We start from the raw sequence: 16839 nt of genomic DNA, 5'->3' as shown, positions 1-16839 counted from the left end.
TCTACCTCTTCCTCCGCTTCACATTCCCACCACGTTGCCCCGGCCTGCCCGCCGTTGACCGTCCGCGCGATTTCAACGCATCCTCGGACGCTTTCTCGACCGCCCATTGACGCGCCATGGGGTCGTCGGCGACGGCAAGGTCGACCGCTTCCAGACGTTTGATCTCATCGCGGATGTTGGCGGCCTCTTCGAATTCCAGATTCTCGGCAGCTTTGCGCATTTGCTCGCGCAGGCCGTCCAGATGCGCCTCAAGGTTCGCGCCGTGCATCGGTTTGTCGATGGTGGCGGTGACGCGGTTCATGTCGACGTCGCCTTCGTAGAGACCGGCCAGAACGTCCTCGACATTCTTCTTCACCGTCTCGGGCGTGATGCCGTGTTCCTCGTTATAGGCGATCTGTTTGGCGCGGCGGCGGTTGGTCTCATTCAGCGCGCGTTCCATCGAGCCGGTGATCTTGTCGGCATACATGATCACCCGGCCCTCGGCGTTCCGCGCCGCGCGGCCGATGGTCTGGACCAGAGAGGTCTCGGACCGAAGGAACCCTTCCTTATCCGCATCCAGAATGGCGACCAGCCCGCATTCGGGGATGTCGAGCCCCTCTCGCAGCAGGTTGATGCCGACCAGCACGTCAAACGCGCCCAGCCGCAGGTCGCGCAGGATTTCGATCCGTTCGATCGTGTCGATATCAGAGTGCATGTAGCGGACTTTGATGCCCTGTTCGTGCAGGTATTCGGTCAGATCCTCGGCCATGCGTTTGGTCAGGGTCGTGACCAACGTGCGGAAACCATCAGCGGCCACCTTGCGTACCTCGTCCAGCAGGTCGTCTACCTGCATCGAGACGGGGCGGATTTCGACCTCGGGGTCCAGCAGTCCGGTAGGGCGGATGACCTGCTCGGTGAAAACGCCACCCGATTGGTCCAGCTCCCACGCCGCCGGGGTGGCTGAGACAAAGACGGATTGCGGGCGCATGGCGTCCCATTCTTCGAACTTCAGGGGGCGGTTGTCCATGCAGGACGGCAGGCGGAAGCCATGTTCGGCCAGCGTGAATTTGCGCCGATAGTCGCCCCGGTACATGCCGCCGATCTGCGGGACCGAGACGTGAGATTCGTCGGCAAAGACAATGGCGTTGTCAGGGATGAATTCGAACAGGGTTGGGGGTGGTTCGCCCGGTGCGCGGCCGGTCAGATAGCGCGAGTAGTTTTCAATCCCGTTGCAGACGCCGGTGGCCTCGAGCATCTCCAGATCGAAATTGGTGCGCTGTTCCAGACGCTGCGCCTCCAGCAGTTTGCCTTCGCCGACCAGTTGGTCCAGCCGGATGCGGAGTTCTTTTTTGATGCCGATGATCGCCTGCTGCATCGTGGGCTTGGGCGTCACGTAGTGCGAGTTTGCGTAGACCCGGATTTGCTCCATCGTATCAGTTTTCTCACCCGTCAGCGGATCGAATTCGGTGATCTGTTCCAGTTCCTCACCGAAGAAAGACAGCTTCCAGGCGCGGTCCTCAAGGTGGGCAGGCCAGATTTCCAGTGAATCGCCACGTACCCGGAATGACCCACGCTGAAACGCCTGATCATTGCGGCGATATTGCTGGGCGACCAGATCCGCCATCACTTGCCGCTGGTCATAGTCACTGCCCACCTTCAAATCCTGGGTCATCGCCCCGTAGGTCTCGACCGAGCCGATACCGTAGATGCACGACACCGAGGCGACGATGATCACATCGTCGCGCTCCAGCAGAGCCCGCGTGGCCGAGTGGCGCATCCGGTCGATCTGTTCGTTGATCTGGGATTCTTTCTCGATATACGTGTCCGACCGCGGCACATAGGCCTCGGGCTGGTAATAGTCATAGTAGCTGACAAAATATTCGACCGAGTTCTCGGGGAAGAACCCCTTGAACTCACCATAGAGCTGCGCGGCCAGCGTTTTGTTGGGCGCAAGGATGATGGCGGGGCGCTGGGTTTCCTCGATCACCTTGGCCATGGTGAAGGTCTTGCCCGTGCCGGTCGCGCCCAGCAGAACCTGATCCCGCTCGCCGTCCTGAACGCCGCCTGCCAGTTCCTTGATGGCCGTTGGCTGATCCCCTGCGGGGGAAAAATCGGTATGCATGACAAATGCCTTGCCGCCTTCCAGTTTCAGGCGGGCGCGGACGTCTTCGGCAGTCAGCTGGGTCTTGTCGGAATGAGCATAGGCCATAAGGGAGGGATTCCTTTCGCGCCTGATTTTGGTCTGTTTTTGTTCTTGTTCAAGGGGGCATTTCCATTGCACGAAATTGCGACAATTGCGGACTTGTCCGCACCGCGCGTCTGACGCATAAACACCCTCAGCCAAGTGAGTACGGAGAGGCGACATGCGCGCACGGATTTACCAGCCTTCACGGAACGCCATGACCTCGGGTATGGCAAAGACACGGTACTGGGTTCTGGAATATGCTCCTGCATCGGCGCGCGAGGTTGATCCATTGATGGGCTGGACTTCTTCCAGTGACACGCAGACTCAGGTGCGCCTGAAGTTCGATACCAAGGAAGAGGCGCTGGATTACGCGAAGGACAACGGCATAGATGCGCAAGTCAGCGAACCGCACAAGCGCAAGCCAAACCTGCGTGCCCGAGGCTATGGCGAGAATTTTGCCACTGATCGCCGGGCACCCTGGACACACTGAATGATCGAAATTCGAAGAGCAGACCCAACATCGGACGAATTGCGTCCGGTGGTTGAGGCGCATTTTGCCCACAGCGAAACGGCGGGCCCTGCTGAAAGCAATCATACGATGGATGCGGCCGGCCTGGCGGGCGCGTCCATGCGGTTCTGGGCCATGTATGACGGTGACCGACCCGTCGGGTGCGGGGCTCTTAAAACGTTGCCGGATGGAACTGTCGAGGTGAAATCTGTGCATGTGTTGGCTCGTGAACGCGGTCGCGGTTTGGCGCGAACCATGATGGATTTCCTGGCGGATGTCGCGCGAGAGGACGGCGCATCTGCGCTGGTTCTTGAAACTGGCGCAGATCACCTGCCGGAATATGACGCGGCGCGAAAGCTGTACGAAGCCCTTGGGTATTCCTATTGCGGTCCAATCTTCGGATACGACCCGGATCCCAACAGCGCATTCATGCGCTTGGCCCTTGAACCCCGGTCGTAAAAACAGCAAGAAGGGCGCAGCGGTCCCGTAGCTCAACTGGATAGAGCAGCTGACTTCTAATCAGCAGGTTGAGGGTTCGAGTCCTTCCGGGATCGCCATATCATTCAAGTCGAGATTGTTTGAACAACCCCAAAGGGCCGACAGCCTGCATGCTGTCAGCTTAAAACTATCGGTTGTCGAATGCGCAGCCGGTCAGGTGACGGCTTCAGCCGCGCCGCATCTCACTTGATAAACACCAAGCGGCCAAGGCAGTAGAGCCCTATCAGTACGGCCACAAGAAGCACCGGGTTGTCCACAAGTTGGCCAAACCACGATGAAACACCAAAATCGCCAAAGTTGAATCCACCTAGACTGAACTTTGACCCGCCACCAGAGACGGACCCAAAATCAAACATAGTAACAACACCCCACAAACAATGGGGTATTATGGCACAAATCCGCTGAAAAATCGCGATATTCGGATGTTTGGTGTGTAAGAACTTGTTAAATAACATTTTCTTCCGTTGTGTCTAGCGTAATTCCAGTTGCTGTCAGCCCGAACTTTGCAGAGAATCACTTGATATTTCAGGGCGCTAGATTGGCTGATCCACTTAGGCCGTTTCAGACCGGGGCAACGCGGGAAGAAGGTGCTGTAACGACCGGTCCCGGGATGGAAAAGCCGACCTTTATCAATGCAAGTCTGCGGATAAGCGCAAATTTTGGAAGCCGTTGAAAAAATTCTTGCAACCGGTTGCAATAGCAAACATTGTATCTGGGAAGACTGGATTCGGGAGAACGGCATGCTCAAGATCGGATTGCTGGGGGCAGGGCGAATTGGCCGTGTGCATGCCAATACCATTTCTGCGCACCCACAGACCGAACTGACGGCAATTTCGGATGCAGTTCCCGATGCGGCCAAGGCGTTGGCTGATGAATTCGGGGCTCAGGTAATGAATTCCGAAGAGATTATTGCTGATTCTTCGATTGACGCCGTTCTTATTGCGACACCCACTGATACCCATTCTGATTTGATCGAATCCGCTACACAGGCGGGAAAAGCGGTTTTGTGCGAAAAACCGGTAGACCTTGACCTCAACAGGGCGATTGCGTGCCAAAAGGCTGCTGCGGCGAATGGGAAACCTGTGATGATCGGTTTTAATCGCCGCTTTGACCCCGGGTTTTCGGCACTGAAGAATGCGTATGACAAGGGTGAAATCGGCAAGGCAGAACTTTTGTCGATTACGTCGTTCGACCCGGCACCACCACCGGTTAGTTACGTGAAAGTCTCTGGTGGTTTGTTCCGCGATATGATGATCCATGACTTTGACATGGCCAACTACCTGACTGGACGCGTTCCGGTCACGATCTCTGCCGTAGGATCCTCTGTCGTGGACCCGGAAATCGGACAGGCCGGAGACGTTGATACCGCTGTAACCACAATGACTTACGAAGATGGTAGCTTGGCGGTTATCAAGAATTCAAGACGTGCGGCTTATGGCTATGATCAACGGGTTGAGTTGTTAGGGTCCGATGGGCTTTTGCAGGCACATAACGTGCTTGAAAACACCGTGGTAAAATCCACGGCTGACGGCGTGATTGGCGCAAAGCCCACATATTTTTTCCTCGAGCGATACATGCCTGCCTACCGCGCTGAATGGGATGCTTTTGTGCAGGCTTTGCATGGGGGAACAGACATGCCTGTCTCGCTTGAAGACGGTGTTGCTGCACTGGCCATGGCCGAAGCTGCGACCCTCTCTGCCAAGTCCGGCAGGCCGGTCGCGTTGGAGGAAGTTTTTTGAAACCGGTTGCAAAATGATCGGATATCCGGAAACTGAAGGCAGCCCGGTTTCTGACCGGGACAGAGGAGATTCGGTTTAGCCGAATGGTCGGGCGAATCCCGGCAAAAAGTTTGACTGTTCTATTGGGAGGAATGGAAATGAAAATGTTCGTTAAAGGGGTACTGATGGCCAGTGCAGTCGCGCTTGCCGGTGCCACCGGCGCGGCCGCGGAAGGCGAGAAATACATTCTGGTCAGCCACGCCCCTGACAGTGACAGCTGGTGGAACACCATCAAGAACGGCATTGCCCTTGCCGGTGAGCAAATGGGCGTCGAGGTGGAATACCGTAACCCGCCCACCGGCGACCTGGCTGACATGGCGCGGATCATCGATCAGGCCGCCGCGTCTGGGCCAAACGGCATCATCACGACGCTGGCAGATCCGGACATTCTGGAAGGCCCGATCCGTGCTGCCGTGGATTCCGGCATCGACGTGATCATCATGAACACCGGTACGCCTGAAAAGGCCCGTGAAGTCGGCGCGCTGATGTATGTTGGCCAGCCGGAATATGATGCCGGTTATGCGGCGGGGCTGCGTGCAAAAGGTGATGGCATCGGGTCGTTCCTGTGCGTGAACCACTACATCGTGCAACCTTCCAGCCAAGAGCGGTGCCAGGGTTTTGCAGACGGTCTGGGCATTGAACTGGGCGAGCAGATGATCGACGCCGGTCAGGACCCCGCGGAAATCAAGAACCGCGTTCTGGCGTATCTATCCGCAAACCCCGACACGGATGCTGTTCTGACGCTTGGCCCGACCTCGGCTGATCCGACCATTCTGGCGCTGGAAGAAAACGGCATGGCTGGCGACATCTATTTCGGTACCTTCGATCTGGGTGGTGAGATCGTCAAAGGCATCAAAAGCGGTGTGATCCAGTGGGGCATCGACCAGCAGCCCTTCCTGCAGGCCTATCTGCCGGTTGTCGTCATGGCTAACTTCCACCGCTACGGCGTGCTGCCGGGCAACAACATCAACTCGGGCCCCGGTTTCGTGACGGCTGACGGGTTGGAGAAGATCGAAGAATTCGCGGGCGAATACCGCTGATCTTCACTTTGGCGCGGGCGCCGGATGCGCGCCCGCCCCTCATCAAGTTCTAAACATTCTGTAACGCGCGAGGGGAGGCAACAATGGCTGAATCAGCGCAAACCGCAGCCGGTGGCGACGAACGAATCAAAGAGATCTCGCCACTGCGCAGGGCTTTGATCCGTCCGGAATTGGGCGGGATGGTCGGTACTGTGGCCGTGTTCACCTTTTTCCTATTGTTTGCCTTCGACAGCGGCATGTTTACCTCTCAGGGTGTGATGAACTGGTCGATCGTTTCGGCCCAGTTCATGATTATCGCCGTTGGGGCCTGCCTGCTGATGATCGCGGGTGAATTTGACCTGTCTGTGGGGTCAATGATCGGCTTTGCTGGAATGATGATCGCGATCTTTTCGGTCACGCTGAGCTGGCCAGTTTGGATGGCAATCATTGTGACCTTTGCGCTTTGTGTCTCAATTGGCGCCGTGAACGGGTATATCGTCGTGCGAACAGGTTTGCCCAGTTTCATTGTGACGCTGGCTTTTCTGTTCATTCTGCGCGGTTTCACAATCTATCTGCCCCAAACGATCGAGCGTAAAACGATTATCGGTGGCATTCGCGACGCGGCTGAAGGGGATTGGCTTGCTTCGGTCTTTGGTGGCAAAGTCGGGCAGGGATTCTTTGTCTGGCTGGGCGACAACGGGCTTATCGAAACGTTTGAGCGCGGCACGCGCGCCGGGCAACCCGTCGTCGACGGTATCCCGATGTTGCTGATCTGGGCGGCAATCATCATAATCTTTGGCCATGTTTTATTGACCAAAACCAAATTCGGAAACTGGATTTTTGCCGCTGGAGGTGACGCCGAGGCCGCGCGAAATTCGGGTGTTCCGGTGAACCGCGTCAAAATCCTGATGTTTATGTTCACCGCTTTCTGCGCGACCGTTTTCGCCACCTGTCAGGTGATGGAGTTCGGCTCGGCCGGGGCGGATCGCGGGTTGCTCAAGGAATTTGAAGCGATCATTGCCGTGGTGATTGGCGGGGCGCTTCTGACGGGCGGCTACGGCTCGGTCCTGGGGGCTGCACTGGGGGCACTGATCTTTGGCGTGGTGCAACAGGGGCTGTTCTTTGCAGGGGTCGAAAGCTCTTTGTTCCGGGTGTTCCTGGGTGTGATCCTGCTGGGGGCGGTGATCCTCAACACCTACATCCGTCGTATCATCACAGGAGAACGCTGAGATGACCGAAGATACCAAGTTCCATCACGGTGACTCTGACCAGAGCGCGCCCATTATACGGATGGTCGACATCCAGAAACACTTTGGTTCGGTGATCGCCCTGGCCGGGGTCAGCTTTGACCTGAAACCGGGTGAGTGCCATTGCCTTTTGGGCGACAATGGCGCGGGTAAATCGACCTTTATCAAAACCATGTCCGGCGTTCACAAGCCAACGGCGGGCGAGATATTCTTTGAAGACAAGCCGATGCATTTCGAGGACCCGCGCGATGCGATCGCAGCGGGGATCGCGACAGTACACCAGCATCTGGCGATGATCCCGCTGATGAGCGTCAGCCGAAACTTCTTTATGGGGAATGAACCGACGAAGAAGGTCGCGGGTATCAATTTCTTCGACAAGAAACTAGCCGACGAGATCACGATGGAAGAGATGCGTAAGATGGGCATCAATCTGCGTGGTCCCGATCAGGCCGTGGGTACCCTGTCAGGTGGCGAACGTCAGACTGTCGCTATTGCTCGAGCGGTGCATTTCGGTGCAAAGATTCTGATCCTGGATGAGCCGACCTCGGCGCTGGGTGTCCGTCAGACGTCAAACGTTTTGGCGACCATCGACAAAGTGCGAAGTCAGGGCGTGGGCGTTGTCTTTATCAGTCACAACGTGCGCCACGCACTGGCTGTCGGGGATCGCTTTACCGTTTTGAACAGGGGCCAGACGCTGGGCACAGCCAAGCGTGGTGAGATTTCGCCCGAAGAACTGCAAGATCTCATGGCAGGTGGTCAGGAACTGGCCGAGCTGGAAGGATCGCTTGGCGGAACCGTTTGACGCGACACTGTCATACTTATTGGAAAAACTGGAATTCAACGGAACGCCGTTCAAGGCCTTGTGTTGAAAGGAAACACGAATGAGCAAGACAATCCGACTGACTGCGGCACAGGCATTGGTGCGCTATCTTGGTGCGCAGATGAACGAAGCCGGAGAGCCCTTTATCGCGGGTGTTTGGGCCATCTTCGGTCACGGCAACGTGGCCGCGCTGGGCGAGGCTTTGCACGCTGTCAAGGACAGCTTGCCCACGTATCGGGGGCATAACGAACAGACCATGGCGCATTGTGCGATTGCGTATTCCAAGCAGATGCGTCGCACACGGGCCATGGCTGTGACGTCGTCGATCGGACCTGGGGCGACAAATATGGTGACAGCAGCCGCGCTTGCTCATGTGAACCGTTTGCCAGTTCTTTTTCTACCTGGTGACGTGTTTGCCACCCGCGGCCCAGACCCTGTGTTGCAACAGACCGAAAGCTTTGGCGACGGTACGATCAGCGCGAATGACTGTTTTCGTCCGGTCAGCCGTTACTTTGATCGCATCACGCGGCCCGAACATCTGCTGACTGCGCTGCCGCGCGCGTTTCGTACGATGACCGACCCGGCCGATTGCGGTCCGGTGACGCTGGCCTTTTGTCAGGATGTACAAGCCGAGGCTTACGACTATCCCGAAAGCTTTTTTGAACCCCGTGTCTGGTATCAGCGACGTATCCGCCCAGATGAAGGGGAACTGGCCCGCGCTGTCGCGGCGATAAAGTCCGCGAAACGCCCCGTGATCATTGCCGGGGGTGGTGTGCATTATTCCGACGCGACAGGCGCGCTTCAAAGCTTCGCGGAAATGCACAACCTTCCGATCACCGAAACGCAGGCGGGCAAGTCAGCCTTGGCCTGGGATCATCCGTTGAACCTCGGGCCCGTTGGTGTCACCGGGTGCGAGCCGGCAAACGCAACTTGCGCCGAGGCCGATCTTGTTTTGGCAGTCGGTACGCGGCTGCAGGATTTCACCACGGGGTCATGGGGCCTGTTCTCAAACCCCGAGCGTGAGATCGTTTGTCTGAACACCAACGCCTATGACGCCGAGAAACACGGCGCGATGCCGTTGCAGTCCGACGCCCGCGTTGGTCTGGACGAGCTGGGCGCGGCTTTGCAAGGTTATCGCGCCGATCCGGTGTCGGACACGCTCAAGGCCGATTGGTATGGCAAGGTTGATAAGCTGACCGATGCGCCGGGCGACGGGAATGCGTTGCCGACGGACATGCAGGTTGTGGGCGCGGTCCAGCGCGCCTCGCATAACGATACGGTGGTGATGTGCGCTGCGGGCACCATGCCGGGCGAGTTGCACAAACTGTGGAAAGCCCCGCGCCCCGGCGCGTATCACATGGAATACGGCTTTAGCTGCATGGGGTATGAGATCGCGGGCGCCATGGGCATCAAAATGGCTGAGCCTGAGCGCGACGTGATCTGTTTCACCGGCGACGGCACCTATATGATGGCCAACTCCGAGATGGCCTCGGCCGCGATGATGGGTGTCTCGTTTACCGTGGTGATCACTGACAACCGAGGTTTTGGCTGTATCAACCGCTTGCAGATGGGTACCGGTGGCGCCGAGTTTAACAACCTGCTGGATCATGCAGTGCATGAGAACCCGTCCAATATCGATTTTGCCGCCCACGCGGCGGCGATGGGAGCGACCTCGGTCAAGGTAGGCTCGATTGCCGAGCTCGAGGATGCACTGGCCAAACGCGCCGATATCAAGGGGCCGTATGTGGTTGTTATCGACACCGATCCTTACCCCTCGACCGAATATGGCGGCACGTGGTGGGAGGTTGCAGTGCCCGAGGTCAGCATCCGCCCCGAAGTGAACGAAAAGCGCGCGGCTTACGAGTTGGCGATCAAGGAAAGAAATACGAAATGAGCGTGAAAATCGGGATTTCTCCGATCGCGTGGCAGAATGATGATCTGCCGGACCTGACGGCTGCTTACACGATGGAGCAGGCGCTGAAAGAGTCGCGTGACATCGGCTATACCGGCGTCGAACGTGGCCAGCGCATGCCCGGTGATACCGAAGGTCTGCGCGCTTATCTTGAGGCAAATGACATCGCGCTCTGCGGTGGCTGGTGCTCGGGCGCGTCGCTGGTGAATGACTTTGCCACCGAACGCGACGCCGTGCGCGAACAGGTCGACCAATTCGTGGCGCTGAACAGTCCCTGCATCGTCTATGCTGAATGTTCGAACACCGTGCAGGGCCAGATCGGAACGCCGGTCAACGACCGTCCCAAACTGTCCAAGGACGAGGTTCTGGCCTATGCGGCCAAGATCACCGAACTGGCCAAGTGGATGGCCGATCAGGGCATGCCGATGGCCTATCACCATCACATGGGCACGATCATCGAAAGCGAAGACGACGTGAACTGGCTGATGGAAGGGTCAGGTCCCGAGGTGAAGCTGTGCTTTGACACAGGCCATCTGCTGTTTGGCGGAGGCGATGTGCTGGCCACCCTGAACCGTTGGGGCGACCGCGTGCACCACGTTCATTTCAAGGACATTCGCCCGGATGTGGTGCAGGATACCCGCGAGAACAATCGCAGTTTTCTGGATGCCGTGATTGCAGGCGCATTCACCGTACCCGGCGACGGCTGCATCGATTTTCAGGCCGTGGCGAACGCGCTGAAGGCGATGGACTACAGTGGTTGGATCGTGGTCGAAGCTGAGCAAGACCCAGCCAAGGCACCGCCCTATGAGTATTCCAAAATGGGCTACGACCACATTGTCGATGTCTGCGGAGAGGCTGGATTGGAAATCACTGCTTAACAACCCGTCCTATTGGGCAGCACCAACGCCATGAGAAAGGAGATTATCATGGTAAGTCAGAAACTTGGATATGTCGGATATTTTGACCGAGAGTCCTGTGATCTGGACGAATTCAAGGTGCTGACCTCTCAGAACCTGACGGCGCAGACTGTGCCCCATGCTGCTGCTATTGAGAAAAACGTGCCCGTCTACGACATGGATGCGCTGCGTCCGATGTTGGAAGACGGGGACGCGCGCCGGCGGCTTTTGGCGGAATGGGGTCATGTCCTGAACGCATCTGCCGGGGTAATCGCACTCAAGGGCGCTTTTGCGGATACCACCGTGATCGACCGCGCGACGGATGTATTTCGACAGATCATAGCCGAAGAGCGTGCCGGCGGTGCCGGAGAAGGCGACCATTTCGCTGCATCCGGGGCGAATGATCGCGTTTGGAACGCGTTGCAGAAACAGTGCCTGCGGGACCCCGAGGGCTTTGCTTTGTACTTCGGAAACACGGCGATTGCTGCCGCATGCGAGGCGTGGCTGGGGCCCAACTATCAGGTGACGGCACAGATAAATCAGGTGCGACCCGGCGGTCAGGCGCAACAGGCGCACCGTGATTATCACCTGGGTTTTCAAAACGCTGAAGGTGCGGCGCAATACCCAGTACATGCGCATCTTGTAACGGCAACCCTGACGCTTCAGGGTGCGGTCGCGCATTGCGATATGCCGGTGGAAAGCGGCCCAACAAAGTTGCTGCCGTTTTCTCAGCTTTATCCGCCCGGGTATCTGGCGTTTCATGACGCGGCCCACAGGGAACATTTTGAAGCCAGTTATATTCAGCTGCCGTTGGAAAAGGGCGACGCGGTGTTTTTTAACCCCGCCCTGTTCCACGCTGCTGGGGAAAACCGCAGCAAGGATATCCATCGCATGGCGAACCTTCTGCAGATCTCTTCAGCCTTCGGTCGTGCGATGGAGGCCATCGATCGAAGGGAAATGTCGCAGAAAGTCTTTCCTTCGCTGATCGCGCTGAAGCAGCGTGGTGTTCTGATCGGGTTGGAACTGGATGCAGCTATCGCAGCAACAGCTGAAGGTTACCCATTCCCGACCAATCTTGATACAGACCCACCGATTGGTGGAAACGCGCCAGCCAGTCAGGCGGATGTTTTGCGCGAGGCTGTCTCGCTTGGCTGGACCGAAACGCAACTTGCCGAGGCTTTGGCTGCACTTGAGACACGTCAGGCTGCCTGAGTGAAAACAGGGCAGGCCGCCAAGTCTGCCCACCAAGGAGAATACAATATGGCGGACCTGCTCAAAAAGCCTTTCGGGACCCGGGGCAAAGTACATGACATAACCCCGGCCAATGCGGGCTGGCGCTATGTCGGGTTTGGGCTTTACCACTTGCGCGCCGGGGATACCGCGTCCGAAGTAACAGGTGATCGCGAAGTCATTCTGGTAATGGTTGAAGGCAAGGCCCGCATCAACGGAGCAGGGCAGGATTGGGGTGTGCTTGGCGATCGGATGGATGTGTTTGAAAAGACGCCGCCGCATTGTCTTTACCTTCCGAACGGAACCGAGTGGCAGGCGGTGGCTGAAACCGATTGCGTCATGGCCGTTTGTTCGGCCCCCGGTAAAGGCGATCACGCGGCGCGTCGGATTGGGCCGGATGGCATCACTCTGACCGAACGTGGCAAAGGGGTGAATACGCGCCACATCAACAACATTGCCATGGAAAACGAAGACTATGCCGACAGCCTGCTGGTGACCGAAGTGTTCACGCCGAATGGCCACTGGTCCTCTTATCCCAGCCATCGCCACGATGAGGACGACTTTCCGCGGATTACGTATCTGGAAGAGACGTATTACCACCGGCTGAACCCGTCGAATGGCTTTGGAATACAACGTGTCTATACCGATGACGGACAGTTGGATGAAACAATGGCCGTGTCCGATGGGGATGTCGTGTGCGTTCCGCGTGGCCATCACCCATGCGGGGCCCCGTATGGGTTCGAGATGTACTACCTGAATGTTATGGCAGGACCCTTGCGGAAATGGCGCTTTGTTCCCGCCCCCGAGGTCGAATGGATCATGGAGCGCGACGCCTAGCACAAGGTCGCGCCCAACTGCCCCTTAACGCATTGGCGGGGCACCAAAGGCACGGATTACCAGCCGTGCGGCGGCTTCGACGGGGTTTTGCGTTTCCTTCAGGATTGCCACCCGGTCGAACCGGTCGGGATCGTGGTTCACGGCATGCCGTAGGGCCGCGCCAAAGGCCATGCGCAACTCGGTCCCGATGTTGAATTTGCAGATTGATGTTTCGCGAGCCAACCTGCTGCGTTGTTCAACCGGCACGCCCGATCCACCGTGGATCACCAAAGGTACTTGGGTCAGAGCGTCGATTTCCGCGATGCGAACCTCGTCCAACCCGCCCTCTTTGTCTTGCTGTAGGTGGACGTTGCCAACAGAAATTGCCATTGCGTCCACGCCGGTTTGCTGCGCGAATTGCGCGGCTTCGTTTGGATCAGTGCCAGCTGACCCTTCGCCCCCCGAATAACCGACAAAACCGATCTCTCCCTCGCAGGAGATGTCAGCTGCATGCGCCATTTCGGCGATTGCGGCGGTTTCGTCAATGTTCTGCTGAAGCGGCTTTCTGGAGCCGTCAAACATCAGCGATGTAAAGCCGCTCTCCAGTGCGATCTTGCATTCTTCAAACGTGTAGCCATGATCCAGATGTGCCACGACCGGGATTGAGGCGTTTTCGGCCAGATGCCGGAACATTTTTCCCAAGATCGGCAGAGGCGTGTGCTCGCGACAACTGGGGCCTGCCTGCAGAATGACGGGGGCGTTTTCAGCCTCAGCCGCGGCCACATAGGCGCGCATGTCTTCCCAGCCCAACGTAACCAACCCACCGACTGCGTAGCCTTGCGCATAGGCAGGGGTCAGAACATCTTTCAATGTGACCAACGTCATTTGAACTTGGCGATCATGTCTTTGATGCCCGGTATCGTTTCGATTTGATAGGCATGGGTGGGCTGGAAATACTGCACCAATGAGCGCTGCGTCAGGCCGCCGAGGATGGTGAAATAATACATCTCGTACCCCGGCAGAACGCAGCACGGATGATACCCATTGTCGATGCAGATCGTTGAGCCATCGACGATATGATAGGCATCGCCGGGCGCGTTATCCTCGCGTTGCAGCATCTGCAGCCCCGAGCCCCAATTGGGTTTGAAGCGAAAATTGTAGGTCTCGTCGTGGCGTGTTTCGTCTGGCAGACGGTTGGTGTCGTGTTTGTGGCTGGGAAAGCCCGACCATCCGCCCTGACCGACAGTGAACAGCTCGCTCACCAGAAGGCGACCGACCTTGTCATGCTGTTTTTGGCCCAGGATGTGCTTGATTTTACGGTGTGTTTTGGTGTCGTCGCTGCCGTATTGAACAAGATCATGTTCGCGAACGTCGAACGGGTCCAGTACCTTGTCGTATTTGGCACCGGCTACAAAAACCTCGGTCGTGTCGGACACGCAGACCATCTGGGCCTTGGCGCCGACGGGGACGTACACGCCTTCGGGTTCACCGTCCCAGACATCTTCGCCGCGGTTGCCCAGTTTCGGAAACTGCGCCCCCTCGATTTCGACATCGACCGAGCCGGTTGCCGGAACGATGCAGGTTTCATAACCCGGCACCTGGTATTCGAACGCTTCACCGCGTTTGAGTTTGACGATGTTGAAATAGTTCAGGGGCACCGTCGGATCTTCGGCATCGACGATGGGTTTGTTCTGATTGTCATAAGGGGCGATATGCATGGGACCTCCTAGGTCGTCGGACCGGGGTGGGACGCAAGAAAAGCATCCAGTTCAGCAGTCGTGGGCATAGCCGGAGAGCAACCGGGCCTGGACACGACAATTGATGCGCAGGCGGATCCGCGCATGACTGCATCTTTTAGGGGATGTCCGGCCGCGATCGACGCCAGCAGGCCCGCCATAAAGCTATCCCCGGCTCCGACGGGTTTGATGGCATCTACGGGGTAAATTCCGGTTTCGATTTCCTGCCCGTCAGCCAGCGTAACGGCGCCTTTTTCACCCATCTTGTATATGACAACCCGCCCAGGTTTTTCGGCCAGCTCTTTTGCCTTGGCAAAGCCTTTGTCGATTCCGCCGGCCATGAATCCGAACTCTTCATCATTCCCGACGATCAGGTCGCTGGCCTCACCCGCACGCGAAAGAACCTCAGAGGCCACGTCCGGTGAGGGCCAGCTATACGGTCGGTAGTCGATGTCAAAGACAACCGGCAACCCGGCTTTCTTGGCGTTGTCAAAAGCGCGAAACGTGGCGCTGCGCGAGGGCTCGCCCGCAAATACGGTTCCGGCGGAAATGGCGGCTGTGAACGCGGTGTAGTCGACCTTGTCCATGTCGTCTTCGGTTACTTGAAAATCGACCGCGCCATTGCGGTAGATCACGTTCTGGAAATTCTCGGTGCAGCTTTCGTATATCGCCAAAGATGTCCGGAACTCGCCCCCCACCACCCGTATGAAAGAGGTGTCCACGCCGTAATGAGTAAGCCGGTTCATGCAAAAACGACCTACCGCATCGTCCGAGACCGACGTGACAAGTGCGGCGTGGCTGCCCAGTTTGACCAGCCCTGCACAGATGTTGGCCGAGGACCCGCCGAGATCTGCGTGAAAACTACCGGCGTCCTCGCTTTTGACGCCAATCGGATCGGCAAACAAGTCCATGCCTGCGCGTCCAAAGACGGCAAACCGGTTTCCCTTGATACCGTCCATCAAAGTGCTCACGTCTGGTCCTCCGGCAAAAAGGGGTAGGCAAGGATCGTTGGTCCTTGCGTTGAATCGATTCACACGATACTCATTTTGCAACCGGTTGCAAATACATTGTTCGGAGCCGTTGCAAATGCCTGAAATCGGAATTGGAATCGTTGGTGGCGGCTATATGGGCAAGGCCCATTCCGTTGCGATGGCGGCGGTTGGGGCGGTGTTCAATACCACGTTGCGACCGCGACTGGAGATGATCTGCGCATCGTCTCATGACAGCGCAGAACGTTACAGGACGGCCTTTGGATTCAACCGAAGCACACATGATTGGTCTGTGTTGGTAAACGACCCAAAGGTCGAGGCCGTTGTAATTGCTTCGCCGCAGTCCACACATCGTCAGATTGCCGAAGCAGCCTTTGCCCTTGGCAAGCCGGTTTTCTGTGAAAAGCCCTTGGGTGCATCCCTTGATGACAGTCGCGCAATGGTTGCCGCGGCAGAAGCCGCCGGGACGGTTAATATGGTTGGCTTCAACTATATCCGTACCCCTGCAAGCCAATTCGCGCGGCAGTTGATTGCTCAGGGTGAGATTGGCGACGTCACGTGGTTTCGCGGTGAACACACCGAGGACTTTTATGCCGATCCTCAGGCCCCGGCGACCTGGCGTACCACTGGTATGGCAAACGGAACGATTGGCGATCTTGCGCCGCACATGGTCAACGGCGCGCTGGCTTTGATTGGCCCGATCGCCCGCGTCATGGCTGACGTGGAAACTGTGCATCGGACGCGCCCGGGCGGAGAGGTCACCAACGACGACCATGCTCAGATAATGTGCCGTTTTGAAAATGGCGTCATGGGCAATCTGTATTTCAGCCGCGTCGCGACCGGGCGCAAGATGGGCTACGCTTATGAGGTGACAGGGACAAAAGGGGCCATCCGTTTTGATCAGGAGGATCAGAATGCGCTGTGGCTATACCGACGCGAAGGCCCCGAGGCCGGTCGCGGATTCACCAAGATTCTGACGGGACCTGCGCATCCGGATTATGAACCCTTCTGTCAGGGGCCCGGGCATGGCACTGGCTATCAGGACCAGATAATTATCGAGGCCAAGGATTTCTTGCAGGCCATCGAAGCAGGTCAGAGCGTTTGGCCCACATTCCGGGACGGTCACGAGGTTAACCGCGTATTGGCGGCGGCCCTTGCATCCTCGGATCAACAGACCTGGCAAAATGTTGGCAACTTCTGATCGACGCGAAACACCAAACACGGAC

15 protein-coding genes and 1 tRNA gene are annotated in these 16839 nt (G+C 57.4%); 12 read left to right on the top strand and 4 right to left on the bottom strand.

What is annotated here, in order from left to right; genetic code table 11:
• Position 1: 1 nt before the first annotated feature.
• The gene (gene uvrB, locus ACR0DG_RS05375; RefSeq protein WP_480695073.1) at positions 2–2188 is read right to left on the bottom strand and encodes an excinuclease ABC subunit UvrB; all 2187 of its coding nucleotides are present in this window, start codon (positions 2186–2188) and stop codon (positions 2–4) included.
• A gap of 154 nt (positions 2189–2342) precedes the next feature.
• Between uvrB and ACR0DG_RS05370 the strand changes: the two genes are divergently transcribed.
• The 11 genes from ACR0DG_RS05370 (at position 2343) to iolB (ending at position 12909) form a co-directional block, all read left to right on the top strand.
• Positions 2343–2654 (top strand): ETC complex I subunit, encoded by a 312-nt coding sequence (locus tag ACR0DG_RS05370; protein WP_480695071.1) that lies wholly within the window; start codon positions 2343–2345, stop codon positions 2652–2654.
• Positions 2655–3131, top strand: coding sequence for a GNAT family N-acetyltransferase (locus tag ACR0DG_RS05365; RefSeq protein ID WP_480695069.1), 477 nt, complete (start codon positions 2655–2657; stop codon positions 3129–3131).
• A gap of 21 nt (positions 3132–3152) precedes the next feature.
• Positions 3153–3229: transfer RNA gene (locus tag ACR0DG_RS05360), tRNA-Arg, on the top strand.
• Between the two features lie 681 nt (positions 3230–3910).
• Entirely contained in the window at positions 3911–4909 is a 999-nt protein-coding gene (iolG, locus tag ACR0DG_RS05355) for an inositol 2-dehydrogenase (RefSeq protein WP_480695067.1), read from the top strand.
• A gap of 137 nt (positions 4910–5046) precedes the next feature.
• A complete protein-coding gene (locus ACR0DG_RS05350; RefSeq protein WP_480695065.1) occupies positions 5047–5988 on the top strand; it encodes a sugar ABC transporter substrate-binding protein in 942 nt (313 codons plus the stop codon).
• 83 nt (positions 5989–6071) lie between these two features.
• On the top strand, positions 6072–7196 hold the full coding sequence (locus ACR0DG_RS05345) for an ABC transporter permease (RefSeq protein ID WP_480695064.1): 1125 nt from the start codon (positions 6072–6074) through the stop codon (positions 7194–7196).
• A 1-nt stretch (position 7197) separates the two neighbouring features.
• Positions 7198–8016, top strand: a complete 819-nt coding sequence (locus ACR0DG_RS05340) for an ATP-binding cassette domain-containing protein (protein ID WP_480695062.1) — start codon at positions 7198–7200, stop codon at positions 8014–8016.
• 79 nt (positions 8017–8095) lie between these two features.
• A complete protein-coding gene (gene iolD / locus ACR0DG_RS05335) occupies positions 8096–9928 on the top strand; it encodes a 3D-(3,5/4)-trihydroxycyclohexane-1,2-dione acylhydrolase (decyclizing) (RefSeq protein ID WP_480695060.1) in 1833 nt (610 codons plus the stop codon).
• The gene (gene iolE, locus ACR0DG_RS05330) at positions 9925–10824 is read left to right on the top strand and encodes a myo-inosose-2 dehydratase (protein ID WP_480695058.1); all 900 of its coding nucleotides are present in this window, start codon (positions 9925–9927) and stop codon (positions 10822–10824) included. Before iolD ends, iolE begins: the two co-directional genes overlap by 4 nt.
• A 30-nt stretch (positions 10825–10854) precedes the next feature.
• On the top strand, positions 10855–12054 hold the full coding sequence (locus ACR0DG_RS05325; RefSeq protein WP_480707074.1) for a phytanoyl-CoA dioxygenase family protein: 1200 nt from the start codon (positions 10855–10857) through the stop codon (positions 12052–12054).
• A 48-nt stretch (positions 12055–12102) separates the two neighbouring features.
• Positions 12103–12909, top strand: coding sequence for a 5-deoxy-glucuronate isomerase (iolB, locus tag ACR0DG_RS05320; RefSeq protein WP_480695054.1), 807 nt, complete (start codon positions 12103–12105; stop codon positions 12907–12909).
• A gap of 24 nt (positions 12910–12933) precedes the next feature.
• On the opposite strand, the gene ACR0DG_RS05315 is transcribed toward iolB, so the two are convergent.
• The 3 genes from ACR0DG_RS05315 to iolC are packed head-to-tail and all read right to left on the bottom strand — an operon-like array spanning position 12934 to position 15583.
• A complete protein-coding gene (locus ACR0DG_RS05315) occupies positions 12934–13773 on the bottom strand; it encodes a class II fructose-bisphosphate aldolase (RefSeq protein WP_480695052.1) in 840 nt (279 codons plus the stop codon).
• Positions 13770–14606: a 5-deoxy-glucuronate isomerase gene (locus ACR0DG_RS05310; RefSeq protein ID WP_480695050.1), complete on the bottom strand. Its 837-nt coding sequence runs from the start codon at positions 14604–14606 to the stop codon at positions 13770–13772. The genes ACR0DG_RS05315 and ACR0DG_RS05310 overlap by 4 nt, the downstream gene beginning before the upstream one ends.
• An 8-nt stretch (positions 14607–14614) precedes the next feature.
• Positions 14615–15583, bottom strand: coding sequence for a 5-dehydro-2-deoxygluconokinase (gene iolC / locus ACR0DG_RS05305; RefSeq protein WP_480695847.1), 969 nt, complete (start codon positions 15581–15583; stop codon positions 14615–14617).
• 127 nt (positions 15584–15710) lie between these two features.
• Here iolC and ACR0DG_RS05300 point away from each other — a divergent pair, with 127 nt between their 5' ends.
• Positions 15711–16814, top strand: coding sequence for a Gfo/Idh/MocA family protein (locus ACR0DG_RS05300; protein ID WP_480695049.1), 1104 nt, complete (start codon positions 15711–15713; stop codon positions 16812–16814).
• Positions 16815–16839: the final 25 nt, after the last annotated feature.

The organism is Ruegeria sp. BG8, assembly GCF_056538325.1.
Note: the sequence above shows the minus strand (reverse complement) of the source record. Positions and strands in the feature narration are given on the sequence as shown.